Below are 9,757 nucleotides of genomic sequence, written 5' to 3'. Positions count from 1 at the left end.
TGTCGGCGTAGTCGGTGATCACGAGCGAGTTGTTGCCCGGGTTCACGTTGATTGTGTTGTTGGGCGGAATGAGCGGGCGCAGCACCGGCAGCAGGCTGTTCGCCGACTCGTAGTTGAGCCTGAAGATCTGCGTGACGATCTGGTTGCCGGCCACCGAGCCTGCGCTGGGCGTGGCGGTGTTGACCGTTTGTGTCTGCAGCTTGGCGTCGGCTTCGGGCACCACCTTGTAGAGGCCTTCGGCCTCCACCACCGCGAAACCCTGCAGGCGCAGCGCGGAAGCGAACTGGTTGAACGCGGCGGCGGGCGCAATGGCGCGGTCGGTGACGAGGTTCATCGTGCCCTTGACGCGCGGGTCGACCACCACGTCGCGGCCGGTCACCACCGCCATGGTGCGCGCCACGGCCTCGATGTCGGCGTTGGCGAAGTTGAGCGTGATGGGTTCGCCCCGGCGCGGCGCATCGGGGCTGGTGGCTTGCGCGAACGCGGGCGGCACGGCCTGCAGGAAGGTGGCGGCGATCAGCATCTGCGTTGCGAGTGCAACGATGCCGAGGCGGCCGCCGTGCGAAGTCAATGGCTTCATCATGATCAACCCAGGGTGATGATCGAACGCGTGTTGTCACGCCGTCCGATGATGTTCAACAAATTCGAAAGTGCGTCTTCGCGGCCGGCCGCGGCACTGGCTTCGCCGTTGAAGCGAAAGGCGGTGCCGTTCCAGCTGCCGCTGCCGTTCAGCTGGAGGCTGCCTTCGCGCGTGCTCAGCAGCAGGCTCGGCCGGTTGCCGCCTTCGAGGGTGAGGCGGTAGCTGCCCATCGGCTTCAGCGTCGAGAGGCTCGACGACACATCGGTGGCGTCGAGCGTGGCCTGGCCTGCGATGCGCAGCACGGGGCCGTCCCACTGCATCGAAAGGGCCTTGGTGGAGAGATCGAGCGTGCCCTCGAGCTTGAGCGTGTTCCAGGGCGCGCCCAGGCCCGTCAGCAAGGTGGCGGGCCAGCGCGAGCTGCCGTCGCCCCATTGAAGCTGCATGCCATCGGCGCGCGGGCTGGCCCTGACCTTGAGGGGCCGGGCCGCGCAGCAAGGCAGGTCGAGCACGGCGAACATGCCGCTCCAGGTGGGCCGCATGCGCCAGTTGAGCGAGCCGGGCAGCGACACAGCTTCGGCGCCGCCTGCACCGCTTGCAAGCACCACGGCCGCAGCGCCGTTCCAGACCGTGCCGCGCGGGTTGACGAGCAGCAGCCGGCCCTGGCTCCAGCTCGACAGCGCCGAGGCCAGCCACCGGGCCGGTGCGAACAGCACGAGCGCGAGCAGTGCGCCGATCACGATGCCGAGCAGGGCCCAGCGCCAGCCGCGGCGCGGCGCGGGTTCGGAGAGGGAAGAGCGCGTCACCATGCGGGGCGTGCTCAACGGGCTGCGGGCAGCGCCATCACGAACGTGCCCTCCCAGCGCATCTTAGGCGGTTGCGGGTCTTTGCTGCCCGCGGGCGGCGGCGCCGCGGCCGCGCGGGTCAGGTGGGCTTCGCGCGGCACCGCGTGCGCATTGCCGCGTGCCTGCGAGAGCCACTGGGCCAAGTCGTCCGGCGTGGCGCGCAGCGTGACGGTGGCGGCACCGTCGCCGCTGGTCGTGACGAGCTGGGCATTGGTGCCCAGGCTCTGGCGCACGGAAGTTTCGAGGGCGCGCAGTGCGTCGTCCCGGGTCAGGCGAGGCTGGGCCTGCAGCGCCTTTGCGCGATTCTGCAAGGTGGCCATCTGCTGCAGTTGCGCGTCGAGCCGTACGTGTTCGGCCGGTGCCGCAGCGAGCGTGCGCAACGCGGGGGCGAGCGCAATCCACCACAGCAGGGCGAGCACCACGAGCGTGAGCGCAATGGCAACCATGCGACGCTCGCGCAGTTCGAGGGAAGCCCAGCGGGCCCGGAGTTGTTCGGCGAAGTTCATCGCGAAGCCTCGGCTTGCACCAGCAGCAGGTCGCCTTCGGCGCGCACGCTGTAGCCGCGCGGGCCCATCGCACCCGAAAGCCGGGTGAGCTCGGAAGGCTGCAGGCCCAGGCCGCGCAAACGCAACTGGCCTGCGCTGTAGTCGACGGCGGTGGGCGTGCGGCCCGGCGGAAGGTTGGTGGCGAGCGCGCCGATCATCGGTTCGAAGTCGCTGCCTGCGACGTCGCCCACGGCCTGCTGCAGCGCCGCGACTTCGCGGGCCATTTGCACAGGGGCATCGACCACCAGCTTCACGGAGGGAAAGGTCTGGGTCAGCATGGTCTTGACGGCCTGGCGCTTGGCCTCGAGTGCATTGCGTTCCTTCCAGGCCCAGGCGTTGAGGCCGACGAGCTGGGTGAGCAGCAGGACAACGACGCCCCAGCGCGCGGCACGCCACTCGGGCGCATAGCGCAGCGTCTGGACCACCGAGGCAAATTTCTTGCCGGCGCGGGCGCGGCCCGTCACGGCGAGGTCGAACTGCGCCAGCTCCCACGGCGAGCGCGCGGCCTGGAGCCAGCGCTGGGGTGCCTGCACGATGGGCAGGCGGCGCTCGAGCAGTTGCTCGGCGGCTTCGGCGACGGCGGGTTCAGCGGTGATGACCGCGGTGTCGAGCGGCAGGCTGCCGGAGAGCGCCAGCCCGGCACCCGCGAGCGGCAGCGAGACCACGCCGTCGGCATCGCACACGGTGAGCTGTGGCGCCTCGGCTTCGCCGGTGACCTGGAGCAGCGGCGGACCGTCGACCGGCTGTGGCGCGAATTCAGGAACGATGCGCAACACGCGCCGCCCCGCCGACTCGAGCTCCTGCACGAGCGCGCGCAGCCAGATGCGGTTGCAGGCCGCGACCCAGACCGGCACGCCGGCCCTGGCCTCGGGCTCGAGCGCAAAGTGCAGCGCCTCGGGTTCGTCGAGCAGGTGCTCTTCGAGCAGGCCGTCGAGCACGGCGCGCAGCTTCGAGGTGCTGCCCATGCTGCCCTTGGGCAGAGTGACGCGGTGCCATGAGAGCGCCGCTGCGGGAATGCCGAGCGTGACTTCCGCGCTGGCCGGCAGCAGCGCGAGCAACGCGCGGCCATGGTTGCGCAAGGCGATGCCGTCGTCGCCTGCCTGGGCCCAGTCGTACTCGCCCGCGGCGTCCGCCGGGGGAAGGGGGGCAATGAGCAACAGCGGTGTCATTTCGATTTCGGAAGGGCGGGTGATTGTAGGGGTGCGCTGATTGCCTGATTGCTACTTTATTTGTAGCGTGTGACGTAGATGCGACGGGCGTTAGGGGATTTTTTGGGGCAAGAAAATTGGTGAAAGAAGCCGCACTCAGGGTTTAGCCGGAGGGGCGGTCATGCCAGCCCCGCGATTGCGCCAGATCGTCTTCACGGTGACGCCGTCGCGTTGCAGCAGCGAGCGTTCTTCCACCCAGGTGCGGTCGAGCCGCAGCCTGCCGTAGACCTCGAAGAACTGGGTGCTCACGCTGTGCTGGGCGGCATTGAACTGCGCGCCGTCACCGCCGTTGGGGAGGGCGGTGTTGGCGTCGGCAATCTGCTTGAAGAACGAGCGGGTGCGCTTCTCGACCAGCTGGCGCGCGTTGCTGATGGTCAGGGAAGGCAAGCTGGCGCTGATGGCCTCGGCGCTCGCGGTGTTGATGTTGAGCGGAGTCCGTATCGGCAGGATCGTCACGTAGGGCTCGAGGGCGGCCGCGGTCGACGGCGAGAGGCCGAGCCACACCAGCTGCGAGACCTCTTGCGGCATCAGCGGCGCGGCGCCGGCATCGCCGGCGCTTGCAGCATCGGTTCCGGTCGCCAGCGCGCGCACGAGCGAGGTTGTCATCACACTGAGCTCCGAAGCCGGCAGGCCCAGGATGTTGAACAGCTTGGTAAAGGTGGCAACGCTCGCCGGCACCGGCTTGTTGCCGTCCACCAGCGACAGCACGTTGAGCTTCGATTGCGCATCGACCACGCGGCCCGACAGAAAGGCGTCCGGCAGCCCTTCGAGGTTGTCGCTTGCCACGTTTTTCTCGGCCGACAGAAAGCTGGTGAGTCGCGCCTCCGCGAGCGGCACGGCCCAGGGCTCGGCCAGGTGGTCGGGCCCGCCGGTGAGGGCGTCTTCGCGCAGGATGAGGCGCGACCAGTCGAGCGCGCCGATCAGCACCCACGCCGCCTGCACGCGCCCGCGCTCGGCGGCTTCGACCTCGGACGAACGCCATTGCTGCCACAGCGCCGCGGCGGAGAAGGTTGCGACCAGCATCACGGTGAGCATCGCTGCGAGCAGTGCGGCACCGGACTGGCGCCGGGTACGCAGGCTCTGCCGGCTGGCGGAGAAGGCGAAGGGCGCATTCACGATCGCGGCGCTCCCACGGTGGGCTTGACCCAGTCGCGCGTGAGCGTGCCTGCGAGCCCTTCGCCGGGCGACAGGCTCAGCACCAGGCGAATGCCGTCCGGCATGTTCACGAGGGCGCCTGTCGGATTGGACGGGTTCGCCGGATTGGGCGCGCCGCTCGGCAGCTCGCCCGCGGGCGTCCAGGTGTTCTCGCGAAAGTAGTAGAGCTGCCAGCTGTCGACCGGCATCAGGGCGACGTCTCCGGCGCCGCCTTCCTGCGCCCAGGAGGCGGCCATGTTCCAGGCCTGCTGCCATTCGCCGCGCGTGGTGAAGGGCGGCGATTGCCAGCGCCGCCAGCGGGTGCCGTCGGCACCGGAGCGCAGCGTCCATGCGACGACGTGCATGGCCGGGGCTGCCGCATCGCTGCCGCGGCGCGTGAGCCGTAGCACGCGGCCGTCCCAATCGATCGGCCGGGTTTGCGCGAGCGCGGTCACGGCATCGAGATCGGCGCTCCATTGCGCGAGCGTGGTCTGCAGCGTCAGGACCGCGTCGGCGCGCTGCTGGTTCTGCGTGGTGGCGCGCGACATGCCGTCGAGGCCGCGCCAGCTCACGAGCGCCAGCAGCGCCATCACCGCAATGGCCACCAGCAGTTCGATCAGGGTGAACCCTTGGTGGCGTCGCTGGTCTGCGATGCGGCGCATCAGAAGCGGCCCACCACGGTCGAGATGCGCAGCACCGGCGCGTTCGCCTCGTCGCGCACCTGCACGTCGACGCGCCGGAAGTTCGGGTTGAGCGTGGCGATGGTGGAGGTCGTGACGTTGAACGAGACGCCGGCCTGCACGCAGATCGAGCCCGAATCGCCCACGGCCGGCATTTGCCGCGCGAGCCGCGCCTTGGCGAGTTCGTTTTCCGCGCACAGGTCGGCCAGCAGGAGGTCCGACTGGCGCTGCGCATTGCGCGTCAGAGACATCGTGGCCTGCGAGCCCGCCGCGAGCGCCAGCGCGACGATGCCGAGCGCAATCAGCACTTCGATCAGCGTGAATCCGCGGCCGGCCGCACGACGCCTGGCGTTCATGGCGTGCTCACGGTGAAAGGCCGCAAGCCGTCGGTCGCGATGCGCAGCGAACGCGCGGGCGGGCCCTCGGAATACAGCACGATCTGTTGCGCGGCAATGATCGGATCGGGGCCCAGCTGCACGGCGGCGACCGGTGCACCGTTGGCCAGCGAAGCCTGGGCGCTGATGCCGCTCGCGGCCCATCCACTGGGCAGCGCATCGGGAGGCAATCCGTCGAAGACGAAGCTGCCGCCTTCCACGAGGCGCCATCGCACCGCCACGCCGCTTGCGCGCGACTGGGCGCGGGCCGATTCGAGCAGCGCGGCCAGCCGGTCGGCCTCGCGGTCGAGGGTGGCGGCGCTGCTGTCGCGCAACGCAAAACTCACGCCGGCAGTGGCCATCGCGATGATCGCGATCACCACGATCAGCTCGAGCAGCGTGAAGCCGCGGGCGCGGCTACTGCCAGCTGCCGATGTCGGCATTCTTGCCCTCGCCGCCGGCTTGGCCATCGGCGCCGAGCGAGAGCACGTCGATTTCGCCCTTGATACCCGGATTCATGTATTGGTACGGATGGCCCCACGGATCGTTCGGCAGCTTTTCGACGTAGGGTTTCCAGTTCGGCGCGGCCGGGCCGGCGGTCGGGCGTGTGAGCAGCGATTGCAGGCCCTGTTCGGCCGTGGGGTAGCGCTGGTTGTCGAGGCGGTAGAGCTTGAGCGCCTGCATCAGGTTGTTGATGTCGGTCCTCGCGGCGGTTACGCGGGCGTCGTCGGCGCGCTCGATCACATTGGGCACGATCAGCGCGGCGAGCACGCCGATGATGACCAGCACCACCATCAGTTCGATCAGCGTGAAGCCGCGCTGGGCGGTGCGGGCTGCGTCGCGAAGGATTTTTTTCATAGCTTGGATGACATGTTTCGGAAAGCGCGCTGCATGATAATCCGCGGCCATGACAAGTCCCTATTCCGCCGCCCGCTGGCACGCCCCTGTTGCAACCACGGGGCTCTGGGCGCTGGCGGCCGGCGCTGCGGTGTTCTGGGGATTGCGTCTCGCGAGCCCGGCCGAGCCGGTCGCCGCGGCGGCGACGATGCCGCGAGCGGCGGTTTCGGCCGATGCGGATGCAGTCGCGCGGCTGCTCGGCGCGGTTTCGGCCTCGGACGCGGCACCCGCGGCGCCCGAGGCGGCCAGCCGATTTGCACTCTCGGGCGTGGTGGCGGACCCTTTCAACCAGGGCGCTGCGCTGATTTCGATCGATGGCAAGCCTCCGCGCCCGTTCCGCGTCGGGTCGCGCGTCGGCGACAACTACGTGCTGCAATCGGTGGGGGTGCGCGCGGCGACGCTCGGCGCCAGCGCGCAGGGACCGGCGGCTTTTACGCTGCAATTGCCGGTGCGGGCACCGATCAGCGTCGGCAGCCCGGTCATGCCGACGATGCCGGCAGCGCCTTCACCTTCGGCACGGCCCAGCGGGCTTTTTCCGGCCACAGTTCCCCCCGTGATGGCACCGCCGCCTGCCGATGCGGCTGCGGCGCAACAAATGCCGCCACCCGCGCCGCCTCCTGCGCTGCAGCCCCCCGCGCAAGCCGCGCAGTAGGCGCTACAGGCGGTAGACAGGCGCTCGGTCAGGCCTGCAGGAACAGGCGATACGCCGGGTTCGCCGTCTCCTCGACGTAGGGATAACCCAGCGTTTCAAGGAAGGCGTCGAAGGCCGCCGCGTCGCTGGCCGGCACCTGCAAGCCCACCAGAATGCGCCCGTAGTCGGCGCCCTGGTTGCGATAGTGGAAGAGGCTGATGTTCCAGTTCGGCCGCATCAGGTTCAGGAACTTGAGCAGCGCGCCCGGGCGCTCGGGAAAGACGAAGCGCAGCAGCCGCTCGTCGTGCGCAAGGCCCGTGCGGCCGCCCACCAGATGGCGCAGATGTTCCTTGGCGAGCTCGTCATGGGTGAGGTCGAGCGCGTCGAAGCCATGGGCGTTGAAGGTCTGCGCGATGACGGTCGATTCGCCGCGTGTCGACGTGGTCAAGCCCACGAACACATGCGCCTTGGCGGCATCGCTGATGCGGTAGTTGAACTCCGTCACATTGCGCAGCGCGCCGCCGGTCGAGCCCGTTTCCTGCGATTCGCTGGCCGGCATTTCGCCGACCAGTTCGCAAAACCGGCGGAAGCTGCCGCGCTCTTCGGGAATCGTTACCGCGAACAGCGCCTCGCGCTCTTCGCCGACCTCCGCGCGCTCGGCCACGAAGCGCAGCCGGTCGAAGTTCATGTTGGCGCCGCACAAGATGGCCGCGTAGGTTTCGCCGTGGCGGCCGTGCCCGGCCACGTATTGCTTGATGGCGGCCACTGCGAGTGCGCCCGCGGGCTCGACGATGCTGCGGGTGTCGACGAAGACATCCTTGATGGCCGCGCACACGGCATCGGTATCGACCGCGATGTATTCATCGACCAGGTTGCTGGCAATGCGAAATGTCTCTTCGCCCACGAGCTTGACCGCGGTGCCGTCTGAAAACAGTCCGACGTCGGACAGGCTCACGCGTTGGCGCGCCGCCACCGATTGCATCATTGCGTCGGAGTCGTTCATCTGCACGCCGATCACCTTGATCTCCGGACGCACCGCCTTGATGTAGTTGGCCACGCCCGAGATGAGCCCGCCGCCGCCGATGGCAACGAAGACCGCATCGAGCCGGCCTTGATGCTGGCGCAGGATTTCCATCGCGATGGTGCCCTGGCCCGCAATCACATCGGGATCGTCGAACGGATGCACGAAGGTCAGGCCTTGCTGCGCCTGCAGCTCGAGCGCATGCAGATAAGCATCGGAATAGCTGTCGCCGTGCAGCACGACTTCGCCGCCGAAACCGCGCACCGCATCGATCTTCAGCCTGGGCGTCGTCACCGGCATGACCACCACCGCGCGCGTACCGAGCTTGCGCGCGCCCAGCGCCACGCCTTGCGCGTGATTGCCGGCCGATGCGCAGATGACTCCACTCGCGAGCTGCTCGGGCGTGAGGTGCGCCATCTTGTTGTACGCGCCGCGCAGCTTGAAGCTGAAAACCGGTTGCTGGTCTTCGCGCTTGAGCAGCACGGTGTTGCCAAGCCTTCCGCTGAGCGCGTTCGCTTTCTCGAGCGCGGATTCGACCGCCACGTCGTAAACGCGGGCGTTCAAAATTTTTCTGAGATAGTCGGCAGGCGTTAGCGCCGGAACAGGGGCATCGCGCACGATTTTTTCCAAGGGAGTTTTCATTTGATAACTGACGATGATAAGAGGCATCGGGATTGCTTGCGGATATGACATGGACACAAATGTCATAAACCTCATTCAAAGAGCCCCGGCCGCGAACGATTCGGGATTTTTTGCGCGTGCTTATCCCGCGATTCATGCGCCCGCAAGTCAGTTAACAGATGAGCAAAATTTGTTATCAGTTTCTGTCAGCGACCTTTCCAAAGGGTTGATGCAGGCAGAAGCTGCGCGCGTACAGCGCGGCGAAATTGGGCGGCCCACCTGGCAGGTGATGGGCAACAGATTGCAGGCCCATATCGTTCCGTTGCTGGGTGCAGTGCAGGCGCAGGCATTTGCCACGTCCGATGCGCAACGGCTGATCGACCATCTCGGAGAGCAGGGCTTCACCAGCACGACGATTGCGCAGTACCTGGTGCTGCTGCGCAAAGTGATAACGCATGGCGTGAACATCGGCGTGCTTCTCAGCGCGCCTGCGTTTCCGAAGGTCAAGGTGCACAGTCAGCCGCGCGGCAGCTTCAGCGTGGCGGAGTACCGTGCTGTTGTGGCGGCTGCACGCAGATTGCGTGGGCAGCCGCATCCGGTGCTCGACCAACTCAGCTCCGGCGAGCGCTTCTGGATTGCGCGCGAGTTGCTCGTCATGCCGGAGGAGCTGCCCTGGTTGATTCGCTGGATGGTGAACACCTTCGTTCGTCCGAGCGACATCAAACTCATGAAACACAAGCACATAGAGATCGTGCGTGGAAAGCACCTCTATTTGCGAATGAATTTGCCCGAAACCAAGCGGCACGGCCAGCCGATCGTGAGCTTGCGTCCGGCTGTGCGGGTTTATGAATGCCTGCTTGCCCATCGTCGCGAGCAAGGCTGTGGCGGCGCGGAAGACTACATCTTCATGCCGCAATTGAAGAACCGTGAACATGCGCTCGCGGTGCTCAACTTTCTTTTCCATTGGGCGCTCGAGGTCACGGCGCTGGAGAAAGGTCCGCTCGGCCAATCGAGAACGCTTTATTGCCTGCGCCACACCGCGATCACGTTGCGGCTGTTGTACGGGCAAGGCATCGACATGCTGACCTTGGCACGCAATGCGCGCACGAGCGTGAACATGGTCGAACGGTTCTACGCTTCGGTTCTGAACGGGGAAATGAATGTGGGCCTGCTGCAAAGCAGGCGTGGCCGCGTGAGTTGAACAACGCCAAAAAACCGCCCGGC

Annotated in this window: 12 protein-coding genes; 2 read left to right on the top strand and 10 right to left on the bottom strand. The window is 67.3% G+C overall.

Going from position 1 to position 9,757, the window contains the following annotated elements:
- From ABIC94_RS27180 to gspG, 9 genes are all read right to left on the bottom strand, one after another.
- The coding region (locus ABIC94_RS27180; RefSeq protein WP_354376146.1) for a secretin N-terminal domain-containing protein at positions 1-583 on the bottom strand (583 nt) is incomplete at its 3' end.
- A 2-nt stretch (positions 584-585) separates the two neighbouring features.
- On the bottom strand, positions 586-1,386 hold the full coding sequence (gene gspN / locus ABIC94_RS27175; protein WP_354376150.1) for a type II secretion system protein N: 801 nt from the start codon (positions 1,384-1,386) through the stop codon (positions 586-588).
- An 11-nt stretch (positions 1,387-1,397) separates the two neighbouring features.
- On the bottom strand, positions 1,398-1,928 hold the full coding sequence (gene gspM, locus ABIC94_RS27170; protein ID WP_354376145.1) for a type II secretion system protein GspM: 531 nt from the start codon (positions 1,926-1,928) through the stop codon (positions 1,398-1,400).
- Complete coding sequence (gspL, locus tag ABIC94_RS27165; RefSeq protein WP_354376144.1) at positions 1,925-3,136, bottom strand: type II secretion system protein GspL; 1,212 nt, start codon at positions 3,134-3,136, stop codon at positions 1,925-1,927. The genes gspM and gspL overlap by 4 nt, the downstream gene beginning before the upstream one ends.
- Before the next feature lie 135 nt (positions 3,137-3,271).
- Positions 3,272-4,291, bottom strand: coding sequence for a type II secretion system minor pseudopilin GspK (gene gspK / locus ABIC94_RS27160; protein ID WP_354376143.1), 1,020 nt, complete (start codon positions 4,289-4,291; stop codon positions 3,272-3,274).
- A complete protein-coding gene (locus tag ABIC94_RS27155) occupies positions 4,288-4,971 on the bottom strand; it encodes a PulJ/GspJ family protein (RefSeq protein WP_354376142.1) in 684 nt (227 codons plus the stop codon). The genes gspK and ABIC94_RS27155 overlap by 4 nt, the downstream gene beginning before the upstream one ends.
- Positions 4,971-5,345 carry a type II secretion system minor pseudopilin GspI gene (gene gspI / locus ABIC94_RS27150; RefSeq protein WP_354376141.1) on the bottom strand — a complete coding sequence of 125 codons (375 nt, stop codon included), beginning with the start codon at positions 5,343-5,345 and terminating at the stop codon, positions 4,971-4,973. The genes ABIC94_RS27155 and gspI overlap by 1 nt, the downstream gene beginning before the upstream one ends.
- On the bottom strand, positions 5,342-5,806 hold the full coding sequence (locus ABIC94_RS27145) for a pilus assembly FimT family protein (protein ID WP_354376140.1): 465 nt from the start codon (positions 5,804-5,806) through the stop codon (positions 5,342-5,344). Before ABIC94_RS27145 ends, gspI begins: the two co-directional genes overlap by 4 nt.
- Positions 5,781-6,221 (bottom strand): type II secretion system major pseudopilin GspG, encoded by a 441-nt coding sequence (gene gspG / locus ABIC94_RS27140; RefSeq protein WP_126745464.1) that lies wholly within the window; start codon positions 6,219-6,221, stop codon positions 5,781-5,783. The genes ABIC94_RS27145 and gspG overlap by 26 nt, the downstream gene beginning before the upstream one ends.
- A 49-nt stretch (positions 6,222-6,270) precedes the next feature.
- Here gspG and ABIC94_RS27135 point away from each other — a divergent pair, with 49 nt between their 5' ends.
- Positions 6,271-6,912 (top strand): type II secretion system protein N, encoded by a 642-nt coding sequence (locus ABIC94_RS27135; protein WP_354376139.1) that lies wholly within the window; start codon positions 6,271-6,273, stop codon positions 6,910-6,912.
- A gap of 28 nt (positions 6,913-6,940) precedes the next feature.
- Here the strand turns inward: ABIC94_RS27135 and ilvA are convergent, their stop codons facing one another.
- Complete coding sequence (gene ilvA / locus ABIC94_RS27130; protein ID WP_354376138.1) at positions 6,941-8,554, bottom strand: threonine ammonia-lyase, biosynthetic; 1,614 nt, start codon at positions 8,552-8,554, stop codon at positions 6,941-6,943.
- 49 nt (positions 8,555-8,603) lie between these two features.
- On the opposite strand from ilvA, the gene ABIC94_RS27125 reads away from it, so the two are divergent.
- Positions 8,604-9,734, top strand: a complete 1,131-nt coding sequence (locus tag ABIC94_RS27125) for a hypothetical protein (protein ID WP_354376137.1) — start codon at positions 8,604-8,606, stop codon at positions 9,732-9,734.
- Positions 9,735-9,757: the final 23 nt, after the last annotated feature.

This window comes from Variovorax paradoxus (assembly GCF_040544635.1).
Classification (GTDB): Bacteria; Pseudomonadota; Gammaproteobacteria; order Burkholderiales; family Burkholderiaceae_C; genus Variovorax; species Variovorax paradoxus_R.
This window is presented reverse-complemented; position numbering and strand designations above follow the sequence as displayed.

Excerpts from the sequence above, each read along its gene's own strand:
- gspN (WP_354376150.1), bottom strand. The coding sequence starts at position 1,386 with ATGGTGACGCGCTCTTCCCTCTCCGAACCCGCGCCGCGCCGCGGCTGG.
- gspM (WP_354376145.1), bottom strand. The coding sequence starts at position 1,928 with ATGAACTTCGCCGAACAACTCCGGGCCCGCTGGGCTTCCCTCGAACTG.
- gspL (WP_354376144.1), bottom strand. The coding sequence starts at position 3,136 with ATGACACCGCTGTTGCTCATTGCCCCCCTTCCCCCGGCGGACGCCGCG.
- ABIC94_RS27155 (WP_354376142.1), bottom strand. The coding sequence starts at position 4,971 with ATGCGCCGCATCGCAGACCAGCGACGCCACCAAGGGTTCACCCTGATC.
- gspI (WP_354376141.1), bottom strand. The coding sequence starts at position 5,345 with ATGAACGCCAGGCGTCGTGCGGCCGGCCGCGGATTCACGCTGATCGAA.
- ABIC94_RS27145 (WP_354376140.1), bottom strand. The coding sequence starts at position 5,806 with ATGCCGACATCGGCAGCTGGCAGTAGCCGCGCCCGCGGCTTCACGCTG.
- gspG (WP_126745464.1), bottom strand. The coding sequence starts at position 6,221 with ATGAAAAAAATCCTTCGCGACGCAGCCCGCACCGCCCAGCGCGGCTTC.
- ABIC94_RS27135 (WP_354376139.1), top strand. The coding sequence starts at position 6,271 with ATGACAAGTCCCTATTCCGCCGCCCGCTGGCACGCCCCTGTTGCAACC.
- ilvA (WP_354376138.1), bottom strand. The coding sequence starts at position 8,554 with ATGAAAACTCCCTTGGAAAAAATCGTGCGCGATGCCCCTGTTCCGGCG.
- ABIC94_RS27125 (WP_354376137.1), top strand. The coding sequence starts at position 8,604 with ATGGACACAAATGTCATAAACCTCATTCAAAGAGCCCCGGCCGCGAAC.